General features: G+C 69.1%; 17 protein-coding genes and 1 pseudogene. 3 read left to right on the top strand and 15 right to left on the bottom strand.

Going from position 1 to position 17,564, the window contains the following annotated elements:
- Window positions 1-48 precede the first annotated feature (48 nt).
- The 12 genes from ACJ8AN_RS18670 to ACJ8AN_RS18615 all read right to left on the bottom strand — a co-directional run bounded on the left by ACJ8AN_RS18670 (window position 49) and on the right by ACJ8AN_RS18615 (window position 11,612).
- Window positions 49-1,533: an N-6 DNA methylase gene (locus tag ACJ8AN_RS18670; protein ID WP_407756740.1), complete on the bottom strand. Its 1,485-nt coding sequence runs from the start codon at window positions 1,531-1,533 to the stop codon at window positions 49-51.
- Window positions 1,499-2,161: a hypothetical protein gene (locus ACJ8AN_RS18665; RefSeq protein WP_407756739.1), complete on the bottom strand. Its 663-nt coding sequence runs from the start codon at window positions 2,159-2,161 to the stop codon at window positions 1,499-1,501. Before ACJ8AN_RS18665 ends, ACJ8AN_RS18670 begins: the two co-directional genes overlap by 35 nt.
- Before the next feature lie 36 nt (window positions 2,162-2,197).
- Entirely contained in the window at window positions 2,198-2,719 is a 522-nt protein-coding gene (locus ACJ8AN_RS18660) for a hypothetical protein (RefSeq protein ID WP_407756738.1), read from the bottom strand.
- Between the two features lie 413 nt (window positions 2,720-3,132).
- Entirely contained in the window at window positions 3,133-3,522 is a 390-nt protein-coding gene (locus tag ACJ8AN_RS18655) for a hypothetical protein (RefSeq protein WP_407756737.1), read from the bottom strand.
- Window positions 3,523-3,532: 10 nt separating this feature from the next.
- Window positions 3,533-4,540 (bottom strand): glycosyltransferase family 2 protein, encoded by a 1,008-nt coding sequence (locus tag ACJ8AN_RS18650; RefSeq protein ID WP_407756736.1) that lies wholly within the window; start codon window positions 4,538-4,540, stop codon window positions 3,533-3,535.
- Window positions 4,541-4,699: 159 nt separating this feature from the next.
- Complete coding sequence (locus ACJ8AN_RS18645) at window positions 4,700-5,656, bottom strand: SRPBCC domain-containing protein (protein ID WP_407756735.1); 957 nt, start codon at window positions 5,654-5,656, stop codon at window positions 4,700-4,702.
- On the bottom strand, window positions 5,628-6,029 hold the full coding sequence (locus tag ACJ8AN_RS18640; RefSeq protein ID WP_407756734.1) for an ArsR/SmtB family transcription factor: 402 nt from the start codon (window positions 6,027-6,029) through the stop codon (window positions 5,628-5,630). Before ACJ8AN_RS18640 ends, ACJ8AN_RS18645 begins: the two co-directional genes overlap by 29 nt.
- 92 nt (window positions 6,030-6,121) lie before the next feature.
- Complete coding sequence (locus ACJ8AN_RS18635; RefSeq protein ID WP_407756733.1) at window positions 6,122-7,147, bottom strand: hypothetical protein; 1,026 nt, start codon at window positions 7,145-7,147, stop codon at window positions 6,122-6,124.
- Entirely contained in the window at window positions 7,144-7,746 is a 603-nt protein-coding gene (locus ACJ8AN_RS18630; protein ID WP_407756732.1) for a hypothetical protein, read from the bottom strand. The genes ACJ8AN_RS18635 and ACJ8AN_RS18630 overlap by 4 nt, the downstream gene beginning before the upstream one ends.
- A gap of 58 nt (window positions 7,747-7,804) precedes the next feature.
- Complete coding sequence (locus ACJ8AN_RS18625) at window positions 7,805-8,305, bottom strand: thermonuclease family protein (protein ID WP_407756731.1); 501 nt, start codon at window positions 8,303-8,305, stop codon at window positions 7,805-7,807.
- Window positions 8,293-9,504 (bottom strand): lamin tail domain-containing protein, encoded by a 1,212-nt coding sequence (locus ACJ8AN_RS18620; protein WP_407756730.1) that lies wholly within the window; start codon window positions 9,502-9,504, stop codon window positions 8,293-8,295. The genes ACJ8AN_RS18625 and ACJ8AN_RS18620 overlap by 13 nt, the downstream gene beginning before the upstream one ends.
- Complete coding sequence (locus ACJ8AN_RS18615; protein ID WP_407756729.1) at window positions 9,501-11,612, bottom strand: hypothetical protein; 2,112 nt, start codon at window positions 11,610-11,612, stop codon at window positions 9,501-9,503. The genes ACJ8AN_RS18620 and ACJ8AN_RS18615 overlap by 4 nt, the downstream gene beginning before the upstream one ends.
- A gap of 219 nt (window positions 11,613-11,831) precedes the next feature.
- On the opposite strand from ACJ8AN_RS18615, the gene ACJ8AN_RS18610 reads away from it, so the two are divergent.
- Together ACJ8AN_RS18610 and ACJ8AN_RS18605 are read left to right on the top strand one after the other, a co-directional pair.
- Entirely contained in the window at window positions 11,832-12,605 is a 774-nt protein-coding gene (locus tag ACJ8AN_RS18610; protein ID WP_407756728.1) for an alpha/beta hydrolase, read from the top strand.
- Between the two features lie 22 nt (window positions 12,606-12,627).
- Window positions 12,628-13,185 carry a DUF2378 family protein gene (locus ACJ8AN_RS18605; RefSeq protein ID WP_407756727.1) on the top strand — a complete coding sequence of 186 codons (558 nt, stop codon included), beginning with the start codon at window positions 12,628-12,630 and terminating at the stop codon, window positions 13,183-13,185.
- A gap of 3 nt (window positions 13,186-13,188) precedes the next feature.
- Here the strand turns inward: ACJ8AN_RS18605 and ACJ8AN_RS18600 are convergent, their stop codons facing one another.
- On the bottom strand, window positions 13,189-14,352 hold the full coding sequence (locus tag ACJ8AN_RS18600) for an acetyl-CoA carboxylase biotin carboxylase subunit family protein (protein ID WP_407756726.1): 1,164 nt from the start codon (window positions 14,350-14,352) through the stop codon (window positions 13,189-13,191).
- 1,131 nt (window positions 14,353-15,483) lie between these two features.
- On the opposite strand from ACJ8AN_RS18600, the gene ACJ8AN_RS18595 reads away from it, so the two are divergent.
- Window positions 15,484-16,272, top strand: a complete 789-nt coding sequence (locus tag ACJ8AN_RS18595) for a hypothetical protein (protein WP_407756725.1) — start codon at window positions 15,484-15,486, stop codon at window positions 16,270-16,272.
- Window positions 16,273-16,332: 60 nt separating this feature from the next.
- On the opposite strand, the gene ACJ8AN_RS18590 is transcribed toward ACJ8AN_RS18595, so the two are convergent.
- Both ACJ8AN_RS18590 and ACJ8AN_RS18585 read right to left on the bottom strand, forming a co-directional pair.
- Window positions 16,333-16,803 (bottom strand): NUDIX hydrolase, encoded by a 471-nt coding sequence (locus ACJ8AN_RS18590; RefSeq protein ID WP_407756724.1) that lies wholly within the window; start codon window positions 16,801-16,803, stop codon window positions 16,333-16,335.
- Window positions 16,800-17,285, bottom strand: a pseudogene (locus tag ACJ8AN_RS18585) (DUF2380 domain-containing protein); the annotation flags it as partial. The pseudogene ACJ8AN_RS18585 and the gene ACJ8AN_RS18590, both read right to left, overlap by 4 nt.
- Window positions 17,286-17,564 lie beyond the last annotated feature (279 nt).

The raw sequence follows: 17,564 nt of genomic DNA, 5'->3' as shown, positions 1-17,564 counted from the left end.
TGCGCCAACCAGTGCCCCGCGTCTCAGCCGCGTGAGGCACAGCAAACCTCAAGAAGAGGGAGGCAAAAAGCGCATCAGCCTTCTGACGGACTCATCCATGCGCCGCGCTGCCTCATCGCGCCGGCTCTCGGCATCAACAAGGGCGTCGAGTTGCTCGTCCAGCTCGAAGCGCTCGCGAGCCTCCTCGCGTTTCACATACCGCTCGATGGTCAGGTTCCAGTCGAGCTTGCGTATCTCGTCCAAGGGAACCGCACGCACATAGCGCGGGTCACCGCCGAAGTCCCGGTATGCGCTGACGATGGCACCGATGTCGTCCTGCGACAGCGCGCGCAGCAACCTGCTCTGCTTCGCGCCTGCTTCGGATGCATCAATGAACAGCACGCGATTCCGCCGCTCGGTGGGCTTGCCCTTTGCCAGGACAAGAATGACGGGTGCAAGGCCGAGGCCGTAGAGCACGCCGCCGGGCAATCCGATGATGGCTTCGAACCGATCCTCTTCCAGAAGCTTGCGGCGGATGAGCCCTTCGCCGCCACTGCGGAGGAGCACTCCGCGCGGGAGCAGAAGTGCCGCCCTTCCTCCTTCCGTCAGAGTGGCCAGACAGTGCTGCACGAATGCGTAGTTCGCGTTGCTCCTGGGCGGTACAGGATTGAACCGGCCGAAGGAATCCTCTGAGGCCCGCTCGGCCCCCCAGTTGTCGAGATTCCACGGAGGATTCGCCAGAATCCTGTCGTACTCGAGCAGGCGTTCCTGCCCCGTCAGCGGGGGTGACCACAGGACATTTCCAAGCTCAAGGTGAGCATCGGTGATGCCGTGCAGCAGGAGATTCATGCGGCATCGAACCCACGTTTCCGCGTTCCGCTCCTGTCCGTATAAAGCCAGCGAAGCTGCGGCGTGAGGCAGGTTCATCACGGACTTGGAGGCAACCTGACGCGTACACTCCACGAGCAATCCGCCCACGCCACAGAACAGGTGGCAGATGCGCATGCCTTCGCGCGGCGCCAGGAGCTCGGCCAGGAGCCGGGTCACGGACGGGGGGGTGTAGAACTCGCCGGACTCCCGCCCACTCGTCTCGGCCAGCCGCTGGAGGAAACCGTCCGCGGCCTCGCCCAGTTTCCCCTCTGACACCAGTTCTCCGCTCAAATGAGGAAGTGTGGAGAGCGTCTGGAGCAGCACCTCCAGAATCCGAGCGCCCATCCCGATGGAGTTGAAACCAGCCCCCTTCAGAAGACCTCTGAGCGAAGGATTGGCCTCCTCAAGGACCGCGCAGGCCTCGTCGATACGCTCACCTTGCTTCGAGGACACGTAACTTCGCAGCTGGGACCAACGAGCCGAGGGGGGCACCACGAACCGCTGCAAGCCCGAGATGGCGGGCCCCTCCGTCACGTCGCTCAGGAACTTCAGGACCAGCAGGCGCAAGACGTAGCCGACTCCCGAGTCGATCCTAAACCCTCCATTCGCGTAGAGGACATCCGTGGCCTTCCACAGCACCCCGACCAGCTCATTCGTTCCCGGGCTCACGTGACGACTCCTCATCTGCGGCTGGCAGCAGGATTTCCGAGATCAGTCCATCCACCAGCGCACGCCGCACTGCCGCGGCCCGGAGCGCCGCTTCATGGTGCTCCTGCTCCGCCTCGATGAGCGCGGCGAGCTCGTGTTGCAGCTCCCGGGGCGGCAGAGGAACGGGCAGGTTCTCCAGGTCCCGGACGGTGAGCTGGACGAGCCTCTCCGAGGAGCGGGCCCGAAGCCGCAACTCGCTCTGCCACGCGGCACTCCGAAACAAGGCCAGGAGCACGGCGGGAAGGAGCATCTCCCCGGGCCGCACCACGATGAGATTGGAGCTGACGAGGAGCGAGGCCGCGCTCTCGGGAACGCGCGCTACCTTGAGGACGGTGCCCCGACAGGAGACGAGAAGATCATCCGTCTGGACGCGGAACCGCTCCAGCGACCCCGGGCGCAGCGCCACTGGCACCAACGCCTCCCGAGGCGTGATCCGACCCGCCTCGATGTCTCCCACGCTGAGCACCGGCTCATGGATGACCCGCGCGCCTTCCTCCGCCTGATGATGGCGGGACACCGGCAGCCCGACGAAGAGCGTCTCCACGACGGAGCGCAGAGGCAGGATCGGCCACCGCGGGGGCACTCCGGATTCAGAACGACTCATGGGCCCTCCCGCTGCCTCCGCCTGGGCGCGCGGCCCTCATTGAACATCCACCTCGAATGCCGTCGGGCCCTTGGCATGAACCTCGGTGAAGGTAGGCGCATCGGGAAGGATGCGGCTCAACACCGGTTCGAACCAACGGAGGGTCTCTTCCAGGGCCGCGTGCCGCCTCGGGAGGTCCCTCAAGCGCCAGATGGGCTCGTGGTGGAAGACCCGGTTGCGAAGCTTGCGCACCTCGTGCATGCGCTCCGCCACCCGTTGGCGCGTCCGCTCACGCCGGGGCATATGGGGAAAGACGGGTTTCAAGAGACCCGGCCAGATGACCTGCTCATAGGAGCGGCTCAGCAGGCTCGTCCAGAACCCGAAACTGAGCTCGGCCACGAGACGGCTGGGTTCCAACGGCACGGGACGCTTCTGCAGTTCCGTCTTCGCGGCCGCGATCGCATCCTGCTCACGTGGCAGCAACCACGCGGGAACGATGTCGTACCAGGCGGGCGCTCGATAGAACGCAACGAGCGCATCATGGAGGTTGTTGCGAAAGGCCACCTCCAGGTAGCCCAACGGTGCATACAAAGACATGCATAGGGCTACGTTCCATCGATAGCGCCCGATGAGGACACGCGGGGTATCGCTCGGACTCAGCCGATAGGCTTCCAGGCGAGGAGACGACAACACCCTCGTCAGGGCCGCAGCGGAAATGGATTGCACGGCTGAAGGGTTCGACATACGTTCACCGCACAGTCCCCGGGTCGTCCTCTCCCAGCGCTCAGTTGCTGGTGATGACCCCGGGGTTTTTTATTTCCCGACATTCGACGCACCACGCCTTCGGGAGCGCTGGAGTCCCCAGCGCTCCCGCCTAATGCGCGAAGAACACCCACGAGGAGCAAAGTAGGCCTCGTGGCGTCCTCCGTCAATGCCTAATGGGCCGAGAACATGCCCGCGACGTGGTTATCTGTGCGACAAAATCACAGAACCTACGCCGTCTTCAGGCTCACCAGGTACAGCCCGGCGATGATGAGCAGGATGCCGCCGAGGTTCACCCAGCTCATCGGCTCGCGCAGCACGAAGCGGCCGATGAAGAAGAGCGCCACGTAGGACAGCCCTCCGAGGATGGGCAGGGCGCGGGCGATGTCGAAGCGCGAGAGCACGTACAGCCAGCAGATGGCCCCGAGCCCGCACAGCGTGACGCCCGCCAGCGCGTAGCGCGACAGGCACAGCGAGACGAGGTGGTCTCTCAGGAACTCGGTCATCGACGGCGTCGCGCCCGCCAGCTCGGCCATGACGCCCTTCTTGAGCAGCACCTGCCCGGAGAGCGAGAGCGCCAGGGTGAGGATGAACCAGATGAAGAGGGACAGAGGAGGCATCGGAGAGACCCTAGGCGTTGAAGATCATGTCCCGCAGGGGCATGCGGTGGCTGCGCAGCAACTGCGTGAACTCGGCATCGGAGAGCCGGCGGCTGGCCGGGCGCTGGCGCAGGTGGCCGGGCCCGGCGCGCAGCGCCTCCCAGTGGCCGCGCAGGAAGGCCTCGAGCAGTGCCTTGCCCTGGCCGCCGCCCGTCGCCTGGCCCTTGCCCCTGCCGAGCAGCAGCGCCGAGGCCATCAGCCCGTAGCGGTAGGCGCTCCACACCGGCAGCATGGCCAGCATGGGCGCGGGGAAGTTGCGCAGCGCGAGGAGGTAGTGGTTGCGCTCGACGAGCCGCAGCTTCCACGGCGAGTAGGTGCTGCTGGAAGCCGAGTACTTGTGGAAGACGACGGCGCGCGGGGCGGCCACCGTGCGCCACCCGGCCCACAGGCAGCGCAGCCCCAGGTCCGAGTCCTCGCAGTAGGCGAAGAAGTCCTCGGCGAAGAGGCCCACCTCGTCGAGCATGTCCTTGCGGTAGAGGGCCGCGCAGCCGCTGGGCATCAGCACCTCGCCGAGCCCATCGTACTGCCCGGTGTCGTGCTCGCCGCGCCCCCGCCCCTGGGCGATTCCGTCCGCGCACATGACGAGCCCCCCCACCGAGTCGATGAGGGTGCGCTCGAAGAAGTTGAGAATCTTCGGGGCCACCATGCCGGCCCGGGGGTGCTTCTCCGCCGCGGCGACGAGCTCCTCGAGGAAGCGGGGGTCCGTCTCGGTGTCGTTGTTGAGCAGCACGAGGTACTGGCCCCGCGCCGCGGCGATGCCGATGTTGTTGCCCTTGGCGAAGCCGGTGTTCTCGGTGAGCGGGAGGAAGTGCGCCTCGGGCATCAGCTCGCGGGCGCGCGCGAGCGAGCCATCCGCCGAGCCGTTGTCGACGAAGATGACCTCGAAGTCGCGGTACGTCTGGCGCTGGAGCGAGCCGAGACAGTCGGCGAGCAGCTTCTCACCGTTGTAGTTGACGATGATGACGGAGACGGTGGGCACGGGGGGCTTCTAACCCAACCCCCGCGCCCGTCCAACCCGAGCGATGCGCCCGCGTGCCCTCCTCCGGCGAGGGCCGGGGACTCGGAGTGAAAGGGCACCCCGCTCGCCCGCCGGGATGACGGCCAGCCATCCCAGCGCAACCCCGAGCGTCGGGTCCGCTCAGGCCGCGGCGAGCGCGGCGGCGAGCTTCTCGAGGCTTCCGCTCCACCCTTCCCGCTGACCCCTGGCGGCCTGGGCCATCGCCGGGATGTCCTGCCGCACGGTCACGCGCGTCTTGCCGTTCTCGTCGTCGAAGGTGACGGTGGTGACCACGTCATTGCCGGGCATGTCGGCGATGAGCGCGTTGAAGACGATGCGCTGGTTCGGGACGATCTCCAGGTACTTGCCGTGGAAGGGGTACTGCCCGCCGCCCGGGTCCTGCATCACCATCCGGTACGCGCCGCCGACGCGGAAATCCACCTCGCAGATGGGCAGGGTGAAGTGCTTGGGGCCCCACCACCGGGCGAGCATCTTCGGCGAGGACCACGCCTCGAACACCAGCTTCACCGGGGCATCGAACACGCGGGTGACGACCATGGACCGGTCCGCCGAGCCATCCACGAGGTACGGCAGGAACCCCGCGAGCCGCGCCAGCGTCTGCTGGCCGCCCTCGACGGCGCCGAACTTCTTCACCTCCGCCAGCGCCTCCGCCGACGGGAACACCGAGCGCATGGCGACCCGGGTGCGCTGGCCCTCCGCCGTGAAGGTCACGGTCACGTGGAAGTGGGGCACGTCACTGTCGCCCCCGCCATGGCTGTAGACGAGGCGCTCCGGCTTGGAGATCTCCTCGTAGCGAATCCAGTTCGGCCAGTCCTTGCCATCCGGCCCGTGCATCATGTACCGCCACACGCCGCCGACGCGGAAGTCCATCGCGGAGGTCTCGTTGCGGAAGCCATTGGGGCCCCACCACTTGTCGACGTGCTTGGGCTCGGTCCACGCCGTCCAGACCAGCTCGCGGGGCGCGTCGAACACGCGCTCGACGACCAGCTCGCGGTCGGAGGTGGAGGTGGAAGCCGCGGCGGCGGCCACGGCCACGGGGTTCTGCGTGTCACGTCCGGTTCTTGTCGTTGCGACCATGGCGCTTCTCCTTCTTCGGTGAATGCGGAGGCTGCTTCTCGGGTTTCGGCTTCCCCTGCAGCTCGTGCAGGTAGTCGTCCAGGCGGTCGAAGCTCTCTTCCCAGAAGCGGCGGTATTGCTCGATCCAGTCGGAGGCCTCCTTGAGCGGCGTGGCCTGGAGCCGGCAGGGCCGCCACTGCGCTTCCCGGCCGCGTGCGATGAGCCCCGCGCGCTCGAGCACCTTCAGGTGCTTGGAGATGGCGGGCAGGCTCATGTCGAACGGCTGAGCGAGCTCCTGCACCGACGCCTCACCCGACGCCAGCCGCGCGAGGATCGCCCGCCGCGTCGGATCCGCCAGCGCTGAGAAGGTCGCGTTGAGTTGCTCGGAGGTCATGGTATTGAACCGGATGGTTAATTAACCCATGGGTTTAATACACACGGAATGCGTCTCCGTCAAGTCCAGCGGCTCGACCCTGAGAGAAGACGTCAGGCGGCGGGCCGCAGCAGGCGCTCCGTCAGCTCGGTACTCAGGATGGCGATGGGGTCCTTCGATTCCGACAGGGAGACGGCCGTCCCCAGTCCCACGCGGTAGAGAATCTCGAGGCCGGGCGTGCGATCGGCGAGTTCCTCCATGGCGATCATCCTCGCGGCACGGAAGAGAGGCAGGTACAGCCGCGTGCGTGCCTCCGGCAGGGAGGCTCCCACCGACGCCACCTCGGCGATGCGCTCCCAGAGCTGCTGTGTTCCCCGCCTCGCGCGCTCCACGAGATGCAGCCCCGCCGCCACCACCGCCAGGCAGAGGTCGGCTTCCGCGGGACCGGAGCGCACCCGTGCATGACTCGCATCGAACGCCGCCCGCGCCTCCGGGAGCGCGAGCGCCTTGGCGGACACGATGATCTCGATACCCGGCGCCATTCCCTCGATGCGCTCCGGGTGCTCCTCGTTCAACAGGAGCCTCCGGGCCCGGCGCGCGCACTCGAGCGCCAGGGGGTCGTCACCGTCAACCACGGCATTGAGTGCCTTCATCGTCCACAGGCGAGGGTCACCCGGAAACCGGCGGAGCACCCGGTCGAGCTGCCGCGCCGCGCGCACGGAGAACGTGCCAGGGCTCCGCAGGCGCGCGAGGAAATCGGGTGCCGCACCGGCCGCCTCGCGGTATTCGCGCACGAACTGCTCCACCCGGGCATCCACGCGAGCGCGAAGGGCGCGTGCGAGGGATGGCGCGACCTCGTCGGAGAGTTCCAGGACCTCGGGCCAGGCCACTTCGAGCACCGCACTGGGATCCTTCCCATCGATGAGGCAGCCGCACCGCTCGATGGCACTCCGGAGCCGGGTCTCCGCCGAGGGCGATGGCAAGGCCGCGAGGGCCCGAGTCTCCGCACGTGCCGCCTCGTGGAACAGGACCGCGGCCTCGTATCCCGCGTCCGCGCCTCCCTCGGCGAACAAGGCCGCGCCCCGGAGCTTCAGCCGGGAACCCTCCGCGAGCGACAACGTGTACGGATCGAGGTTCATGGTTTCACATGCACCATCGCCGATACGGCGGGAGAAGCACACCAGAGGGACAACCACGCCTCGGCGACCTCGGGATCCTCCCGAAGCGCGGCGGTCTTGCCGGGCGCCTCGCCGGTGCCTTCACGAATGAGACGCAGGGCACCGCGCCCTCCATGGGTACGGCCCGCCACTTCCACTCCACGTCGAGCGGAGGGCGTCGCATCGAACAACAGGTCGGGCGCGACATGTCTTGCCCAGGCCACCACTCGCCGTCCTGGCAGGAACACCGAAATGGCGATGAGCGCGAGCCCATAAGCGGCCACCTCGGTGACATGTTCCCGGTGCGGTGTCCGGCCGTTGAGCATGCGCTGTACCCGCTGTTCTAGAGAGGGATCGTACGCGGAGAGCTTTTGCATGTCCCACGACACAAGCAACGTCTCTTGTGAGGAGGTGTCCGCGGCACTGCGTTTGACCTCGACATCGAATTCGAACTCCCGCCGCACACCGTGAGCACTCGCGAGCAGCCATGCGAGCATCGCGGGCACGGCGTCGAGCACGAAGTCCCGATGCTGGTCTTCGTACAACTGCTCAACCTTGTAGGAATGAGACACCACGCTCATGGGGAACCTGTTCTCACGCTCGGAGGGCCGCCAGGCGTGCGGCCCGGCAGCCAGCGGTTCACCGCGCACACGGGACGGCGGAGCACGTGCTCCACATTCCGCGCCCCGCCCGCCGGGCCGAGGACTCGAGCGCCTCGAACTCCGAGCGCCTCGAGCCGCCTGCTGGCGCCACGTAGAGCACGCACGCGTACCCGCCTTCCGCGAGCAGTGAATTCACCTCGCGCCCGTCCACCGTCACGTACGCCAGCAGCCGCCCGTACCGGTCGGTACACGCCTCGCCATATTCCAGCCGCACGTTGCGCCCCTCGACGAGCGAGCGGTTGAAGTCCCGGGCCTCGGCGCCGAAGCACTCGTGCTTGCCGTTCGTCGTCTCCGGCGTGTCCACCAACAGGTAGCGCACGCGCTCGCCGCTCTGGAGCACCACGGTGTCCCCGTCCACCACTCGAGACACCACGCCCGCCCCCGGGCCACACGCCGGCTCCGCGCCACACGCGCACAGCACGATGAGCACCAGTCCGAGCAGCACCACGCACACCCGCCAGCCACTCACCGGACGCATGGACGGTTCTCCGCTCCCGGGGTGCCCCGGTCCACCGCGTTGTAGGAAAGGCCCTCGGGCGTCAGGCAGAAGGCGTCCGGTGCATCGTTGCGCGAGGCGTCCTTGCGGGCCGGGTCGAGCTGCCGGGACACGCCCGGAGTCGCCGCGCTCGTCCAGGCCACCTCATCGAGCAGCGTCTCCCCGAGGAGCAACCGGAGCGCGTGCGGTTCCTGGCCGTTGCCCAGGCCGAACGAGAAGGTCCACACCACCGGAGGCAATCCCCCATTGGCCAAGGCATCGCCGCTCCGCGCGAGCACTCCATACGCGCCCGCCCTCAATTCCAGACACTTCGAATCGCCGAGCACGGCCCTGCCGCTCCCCTCGTTCGCGAGCGTCACGCCATTGAGGTCCACATCGCGCAGTGCATACACCTCCACCCACTCACCCGACGTGTCCGGCATGGCCTTCGGATCGGCCATGATCTCCGTGATGACCAGGTCCCCGGGACGCGGAGGCGACACGCTCCGCGCCGTGCTTGAAGACAGACACGTGCCCCCGGGCACTCCCGCGTCCGGGCCCACCTCCGAGCCCACCGGCACACCGCCATCCGAGCCTCCAAGCGGACACGGTGGATTCGCGGCCCCGGGGCTCGCACGTAAGCCAGTGCCCGAATCGGGCGCATCGCACCACCGGCCCGGCTCGTCGTTGTCCGCCGCGTCGGGGACGAGCCTCCCGTCGTAGATGCGCGCCACGCCGGAGCGGACGGGCCCCACGTAGCACACCTCGTCCACGATGACGTCTCCACAGCGCAGCCCCACGAGCCCGCCCGAGTTGCCCAGCGAGCCCAGGGTGTCGCCATACGAGTGGTTCACGGGCGGCACGGGCTCGCCGGAGCGCACGTCTCCGAGCACCGCGTACCCCTTGGGCTCCACCGGCACGGACGTCTCGAAGAGATACGCCCGCTCCTGCGAGCCATCCGGGCGCGCCGCGTAGAGCAGCAGTCCCTTCAGGTCCACCGCCGCGCTCCCGGGGTTGTACAGCTCCACCCACTCCTGCCCGGTGTCCGCTCCGGCGGGGTCTGGCAGCAGCTCGGTGAAGACGACGCCTCCGGGCTTCCACCCTTCACAAGCGGGCTCGGCTTCACCCAGGGACAACCCACAGGCGCTGCTCGCGAGCCCCAGGGCCAGGACATGACATGCATTGAGAATGGCTTGCTTCACGGTCGACTCCCTTCGAAACGGCCCTCCAGCTCCAGCCGGAAGAGGTGTTGCGGCGGCACGGGCGGCGTGCGCGAGCCCACGGGTGACTTCAGGTCCACCGCGAGCTCGTACCGAGCGCGGACGCCCAGCTCGGGCAGCGCCGCCCAGGCCACCTCCAGCGAGGTGCGCAGCGCCTGGGTGAGCCGCGTGTTCTCCGAGAGGTCCTCGTCCTGCCAGCTCGCACGCCCGTGCAGGCGCAGCGACGGCACCGGCCGGAAGAGGATGTCCAGCAGCGCCCGGCCATCCTGTTGGAAGCTCTCGGGGCGCTGCCGCGTGCCCACCCAGGTGTGCTGGTATTGCGCCGCCAGCGACAGGCTCTCGGAGACCTCGAGCTTCACCCGGCCCGCGACGCGGTACTGCTCGCCCGCGCACGCGCTGTCTCCCTGGAAGCACAGCCCCGGCCCGTTCTGGCCCAGGTCCTTGTCGCGATGCTCCACCCACACCGAGGGCTGGAGCTCCGGCACACCCACGTAGTCCACTCGCGCTTCCGTCCCCAGCTGCACCACGCCGGACGCCTCGCTCCCCGGCGGCTGCGTCCACACGTCCACCCGGCCCGACAGGCGCCATGCCTCGTCCTGTGTCCGGTGGAGGTAGCGCAGCCGCGCGCCCAGCTCGTTGCTCGCGCGCAGGCCCTCGGACTCGTCGGGGCCGGAGACGGCGCGGCTGTACGGGTTGGCGAAATCGCGCCCGTAGGAGCGCAGCGTCAGCTCCAGCTCGCGGCGCTCGTCTCCGAGCACCGTGCGCTGGACGGCTCCGAAACCCCCGCCCGTGGCGGAGAGGCTCCGCGCGCCCTCGAAGAAGAGGTCCACCGGCCCCACGCCCCACGTGGCGTCCACGCCCAGCGCGCCATGGTCTCCGCCCTCGGGGTAGCGCGAGCTCTCCTGGAAGCCGAGCGTCATGCCCTCCACCGCCCACACCGGCCTCGCGCCCCAGGCCGTCAGTCCCACGTGCGCTCGCGGGGAGAAGCCCGCCGAGACATGGCCGCCTCCAGCCAGCTCGTGGAAGACGTCCGGCAGCGTGCGCGAGACGAAGCGCGCGGCTCCCGGCACCTGCTTCCCTGGCGCCACCGCGAGCACGTCCGGCGTCTTGCGCGTCCTCGCGTCGAACAGCTCGTACTGCGAGAGATCTCGCGACTGGTGCGAGCCGAAGCCCGTGAACGACAACTCCACGCCCTCCACCTGCCCGTGCACCGTGCCCACCGCGCCGCGAAAGCCCTCCGTCCAGCCGAAGTCCGGCGTGACGCGCCCCTGCTCGCTTTCGTCCGTGCAGGCGCCCGTCCCCGTCAGCATGCAGCGCCGCTCGGTGCCCGAAGGCACGCGGAAGCCGTCGTCGGGCACGAAGCCCTCGGGGGCGGGGCGGCCCGTGGTGTCCAGGGTGAGCCGCTGCCCGAAGCCCAGCCGGTACGTCCCCACCAGCACCGAGGCGTGCTCGCCCTCCCATTCCACGTACAGCTTCGGCACCTGGGGCACCGCCCGGGGGAGCTCGGCCACCAGCGCGCGGCGGCGCGAGTCGTAGCGCACCGGGCCCAGGTGCCTCCGCGTGAGCACCCCCCCGCCTCCCCCCTGCAAGCCCCCCGGCCCGTCCACCCGCGCCTGCAGCAGCACCGGGGGCACCAGCGCATCCGCCGCCCCGTACGCCGACAGCAGGCGCACCCGTCCGGAAACCCCCGCCTCCCCGCGCTCCTCCCCGGCGAGGAAGGGCCGCAACCGGCGCAGCTCGTCCTCCGTCAGCACCCCGGCCTCCACCAGGGCCCCGGCCTCGAAGGCGCCCCCCACCCGCTCCCGGTACGCCACGAGCGCCTCCACCTGCGCCCACGTGAGGCCCGGCAGCGCGTACAGCGCCTCGCGCGAGGCCGTGCGCACCTCCACCCCCGTGCGCAACAGCTCCAGCAGCGTCTCCAGCTCCTCCTCCGAGAGCACCCCCTCCTCGAAGAGCGCGCGCAGGTCCGCCTCGTCGGAGACGGCGAGGTCCACCGCGTACGGCTCGGCCCTCGCGCCCGGGGCCACGAGGAGGAGGCCCATCAGCCATGGGGCGAGGAATCGGAAGGCAGGCAGGCAGGCGTTTCGCACGGGGGCGGGCGCCCTGCACGAAGGAGACCAGCGAGGACACCTCGGGGACCCCACCTGCGAGGTGTCCCGGGCACGGACGGCCCATCCAGGGACCGGACCGCGGATCAGGGTAGGCACCTACCCATACGGCTGGCGTAGCGGATGGTGCTCCGAGAGGGTTGGCCGGGGACGCCGGGCTGACTATCGTTCGGCCCCGCCGTTCTCCGGCGCCCAAGCCCCATGGGTCACGTGCACATCATCCGAGACTTCCACTCCCCTCAGGAGGGCTTCACCCGCACCGTGCGCATCTACACGCCGGACGGGTATGACCACGCCCCCCACCACCGTTTCCCCGTCCTCTTCATGCACGACGGGCAGAACGTCTTCGCCCACCCCGAGTCCGCCCGCTTCGACACCTGGTGCGCCAACCTCGCCCTGGAGCAGCTGGTACACCAGGAGGGCAAGGAGCCGTGGCTCATCGTGGGCATCGACTCGGGCCCCGGACGGATGGAGGAGTATTCGCCCTGGGACGAGCCGCGCAACAACGTGCGCGCCCGCGGCGAGGCCTACTCCCGCTTCATCGTCGAGACGCTCAAGCCCTACGTCGACGGCGTCTACCGCACCCGCCAGGGCGCCGAGTGGACGGCCATCATGGGCGCCTCGCTCGGCGGGCTCATGTCGCTCTACCTCGGCTGGCGCTACCCCGAGGTGTTCGGCCGCATCGGCGCGCTGTCGCCCTCGGTGATGTGGAGCCAGTACCAGCTGTTCGCCCACTGGAAGGCCCACTCCCGGAAGTGGTCGCGCATCTACCTGGACGCCGGCGAGCACGAGTGGATCGACCCCGGCGGCGTGCCCCTGCCCTACGGCGAGGCCACGCGCGACTTCTACTTCCACCTCAAGGGGCTGGGGTACGAGGACCACGAGCTGGCCCTGGTGCTCGAGCCCGGGGGACTGCACCACGAGCGGGACTGGCAGCGCCGGCTGCCCTTCGCCCTGCGCTGGCTGCTCGGGTGACGGAGGGCATGTGCCACCCCGCGTGGTGAAGCGGGAAGACCGGAAGGTGCTCGCCCAGGTGGTGGAGGGATTGCTGCGGCACGGCGTGGGCGAGCGGGTGACGCCCCGGCTGCGCGAGCGGCTGCGGCAGGTGGGGCTGGACCTCGACCGGCCGCTGCTGCCGGCCTACCCGGTGGAGAAATGGGTGCACTGCCTCCACGTCATCGTGGAGGAGCTGTACCCGGGCCTGCCGCGCGAGGAGGCCTTCCGCCAGCTCGCGGCGGCGCACGTGGAGGGCTACGGCCAGACGCTGGTGGGGCGCGCCCTGCTGCGGCTGCTCAAGCTGCTCGGCCCCAGGCGCACGGTGCGCCAGATGGTGCAGGCCCTGCGCTCCTCGGACAACTACACCGAGGTGGAGCTGACGGAGCTGGGGCCGGGCCGCTACGAGCTGTGGATGAACTCGACGCTGGACGCGCCGGGCTACGCCGAGTCCCTCTTCGTCAGCTTCCTGCGGGTGAGTGGCGCGGAGGAGCCCCACGCCACCCGGGTGCGCCGGGACGAGGAGAGCACCGTCTACCTCCTCACCTGGACGGAGCGCTGAGTCTCAGGCGCCGGTGTCCTGGACGAGCTGGATGGCCTCGTGCATGGCGGCGAGGCTCTCGTGGCGGGTGAGGTACATCTCGTTGCCCATGGCGTTGTGGTACACGGGCGGCAGCTCGCGGTGCAGCAGCAGCGCCTTGCCGAGCTTCGTCACCAGCTCCGAGTGCGAGTAGCGGTAGCGCTTCGCGGCGCGCCGGGCGACGTGGCACACGTGGTACTTCGGCGTGTAGCGGAAGCCGCTCAGGTCGTCGCCGGTGAGGACGCGGGCCCAGAGGCGGTACACGTCCATGTCGCACGCGTAGTTCATCTGGTCCGTCATGAAGCCGCCGGGCGGACGCAGGTTGGCCTCGAGCGCGACGTAGTTGCCATCGGAGAGACGGAAGAACTCGAGGTGGAACCAGCGCTCGCGCAGGCCGAGCGCGGCCACGGCCTTGCGGCCCTGCTTCTCGAGCTCGGGAGGAATCTCCGTGAGGCTCCAAAAGGAGATGTCGCGCTGCTCGAGCACCACCTCCATGACGCCGTCGCTGTACTCGTGGCTGAGGCGGAAGACGATGTGGCCCTCGCGGTCCACCAGGCCGTCATAGGTGACGATGGTGCCGCGCACGAAGGCCTGGGCCACGTAGTGGGGCAGGGGCTCGGCGAGGGCGGCATCCACCTCGGCGTCGGTGGAGACCTTGAAGGTGCGCGCGGCGCCGACGCCCACGTCCGGCTTGAGCACGAGCGGGTAGCCCACGCTCTTGGCGAAGGCCTTCACGCCCGCGGCGTCCTTGACGGGGATGCCGTCGGGGTGCGGGACGCCGGCCTTCTTGAAGACATCGTGCATGCCCATCTTGGTGCGCAGGCGGGCGATGTCGGCGGGCAGGAGGCCGGGGACGTGGAAGTCCTCGCGCAGGCGGGACTCGACCTCCAACCAGGTCTCGTTGAGCGAGTCGATGCGATCGATGCGGCCGTGGCGCCAGGTGAAGTAGCCGACGGCGCGCAGGAGGGCGTCGTAGTCGTTGAGGTTGGGGGTGAAGAAGTACTCGGAGAGGGACTCGCGCAGCTCGTGGCGGAGGGAGTCGTAGGGGGTGTCGCCGATGCCCAGGACGTTGACCCCGCGCTCGCGCAGGGCCGCGACGAAGTGGAAGAACTGGGAAGGGAAGTGGGGGGAGATGAAGACGACGTTCATGGGCGAATGGGGCGGGACCTGACGCGCGGCCCCTCACCATAGCGCGACCCGGGGCCGAGCCCACTTTCCTCGGAGTGGAAACCGTGGCCCCCACCCCTCGCCCTCCGGGAGAGGGACGGGGTGAGGGGAGCGGGACCCTTGGGTTGCCAACCGAGGCCCCCGGGGAACGGACCCCCAGGGAGCGGGCAGCCAGCCATCCAGCTCCTGTCAGGGGTGCTCTCGCGGCAAGGAACGAGGCCCCTTCCGGTCGCGTTTCGTCCCGACCGGTCCGACCATCGGACCAGTTGCGGGAAAACGCGCCCGGGGTCGCCCCCTGACAAGACCTACCTGGCCTGGCTTGGGAAAGGGAGTCCTCGGACAGCCGCTGCGATAGAACCCCCGATGCGCGAGCGAGCACCGGTGGAACGGGTCCCCGTCAGTGGAACGGGTCCCCGTCAGGAGAGAGCTCCTTCCAGAGCTCGGAGAACAGTTGCCGAGCGCCTTCGCGGTCGCCGGACTGGCTCCTCTCGATGGCCGCTGAACTCCTGCTCATGACCTCGTCTTGCGCCGACATGACCGCTGGAGCCTGGAACAGACCCGCGCAGCACCTCGGAGAAGTCGACGAGCGTGAGCCCGAGAGCACCTACCCCGACAGCGGCTCGCCGGCCGGAGCCACGCGGATGCTCGCGCACCGTCTTCCAGAGCCATGACGTGTCGAGCACCTCCGAGACCGAGCGCGCCCACAACCACGGGCGGCGATCGCGCCCCCTCACGAGCCCCAGGCCGATGACGACGTCACGCGTGCCCGCGAGGCGCAGGTTCATGCTCTGGCCTCGGACCCGGAGGAGGCGGCGGAGGGGGTCCGCGAAGGCGAGCAGGACGAGCCCCGAGCCCACACTCCCCCATCCGAGCACCCGCTGCAGCCGTTCATGGTTCATGGCGCACTCCTCCCCTCCCGGGAACATGCGTGCGCGGGCCCGTGCCGCCAACCTGTCCCGAGCCGCCGCCTGGAAGGACGCCAGGAGACGAAGCGCACCGACCCGGGGAGTAGGAGGCCCCGATTTCACCCGCCAACTCCTGGAGCGCGGGCGCGGCCCGGTGCAAACAGCGGCGAGGGCCGCGAGCACCTGGACCGGCCCGCGAGGAGCGCACATGGCGGACGAGCAGAAGCCCGAGGGTGAAGGGGAATGGAAGCGGCTGGGGCCGTATCAACTCCACGAGGAGGTGGCGCAGTCCACGCGTGAGCATGGAGTGCTCTACCTGGCCACGCACGAGACGAGCGGGGCGGCGGCGCTGGTGCTCGAGCCCGCTCGGAAAGATGCGAAGCCACCGGGTGACTGGGAGGTGGGCTGCGTCTGCTCGAGCGATCCCGGCTACCTCGCCGTGGAGGTGGAGCGCTCGCCGTGGACCGTGGCCAACGACGAGCACACCGCGGAGGAGTTGGAGGGCACGTTCGAGGACCTGCGAGACGGAGTGGAACGCATCGCCCGCGCCTTCCCGGCCGCGAACGAGCCCCGCCCCGGGTCGCGTCTGGGATTGGCGCTGGCGGGCACCGCCGCGGTGTGCGCGCTGGCCTTCGTCCTCATGCACCAGGCCCCCGCGTCTCCTCCGCCAGCGAATCCACACGCCGTGGCGAGCGTCGGACCCGCGCCCATGAGCGATGAGGTTCCTACGAACACCGCAGCGCCCCTCACGGGCAATGCGATCGTAGGCATCGAGGACGGGGGAATCCCTGCCCTCGCCCATCCATTTCCGCGCAAGCCCTACAAAGGGCAGAAGCGCCCGCCCTGCACTCCTCGTGTCGAGGTGGAGATCATGGACGCCTGCTGGGTGCCTCACGAGCTGAAGGCCCCATGTCCGAAGGAACTCTACGAGTACCAGGGCAAGTGCTACACGACGTCCATGCTGCCCCCGCCGACGCCCCAATCCGTCGAGCCATGAGCGGCACGGGAGCGCCGCCGCGCAGGTGCGCCGCCAGGGTGGAACCTCCTCCCGTGAGGCTCAGACTTCCTCGTCGGGCAGGAGCGTGCGCAGAAGCTCGTCGTCGGGGCCGAGCGGGCGCCAGCCGGGCGGTGGCGGCGTCGCGAGGAGCGCATCGCTGACCCGCCTCACGCGCTCCTCATATTCTTCCGGGGTGTAGGCAGACCACGAGCCGAGTGCCTTGGCGACCTTGAAACGGTTTGCGTCGTCCATCAGTGCCGGCCAGCCCAGCGGGAGACTCTGGGACAACATCCGTACGAGCACGTCGCGCACAAAACGAGTGACTTGCTTGCGCCGCTCGGCCTCGGCGAGCAGCACGCTCAATATCTGCACCCCGGCGACGTCGTCCTTTCCAAGCTCCTCGGCCAGCAAGTACAGCGGGACGGCGGGACGTGCCTCGGCGAAGGCGGTGAGCGAATCGTACCCACGCTCGCGGACCCGCTCATACAGGCGCACCTTCCAATTGCCCTGCCAGGTGCGTCCGTCGCTCATGGTCCTCTCCATGGGATGAAGTTCATCGGGACGTTGTAGTCCTTCATACGCTCCGCGACGATTTCCAGAACCTCGTTCCGCGTCAACATCCTGCCTGCATGGGTCTCGGCGTCGCGCAGCACCTTCATGATCATCCTGTTCCATTCGCCGGGCCACCTGCGACCGAGGCGCCAGTCGCCACCGCCATGGATGGCTTCGTGGCTTGCCTGCTCCATCTCGACGCAGAACTGGTCGATGTCCATCTCGCCGCTGAAGCCGCGCTGCTCGAACCACTCGCGGAACTCCTGTGGCATGACGTGGTGCCGCGGTGGCTCGGCCATACCAGCTCCCGCTCTGCCCCTCTCGTGCATGGCCCGCACCTCGGGCCCATCGCCCAGCGCCTCACGCACGCCCCTGGGCAGCTCGCCGTGCGCCTGCGCCATCAGCATCTGACCGGCGCGAATCCTCACGGCGGCGCTGACGACGGGAAGCGAGATGACGCCCCCGGGAGGCCCGGCGGCGGTGAAGCCGTTGCGGTGTTTCGGGCTCTGACACGGAGTGAGGGGAAGAAGAGAAACCGTGCGGAGGCTCGATGCCCGACGCTTGCGCCGGAGCGGGCACGGAAGCCTCGGACGGTATGTAGCGCAGGTTCATTTCCTGGCTGGGCGGTGGCGACAGCGACACACAGCCCGCGGAGAGCAGCACCAGGGCGAGTGGCAACCCCGCCCAGAGGGCCCGCAGTGAGTCCGTGCACATGACGTCCACCTCCGGGCACCCACGGA

It is taken from the genome of Archangium sp., assembly GCF_045802675.1.
Classification (GTDB): Bacteria; Myxococcota; Myxococcia; order Myxococcales; family Myxococcaceae; genus Archangium.
The sequence above is the reverse complement of the archived record's forward strand: the minus strand, read 5'-3'. Positions and strand labels throughout refer to the sequence as shown.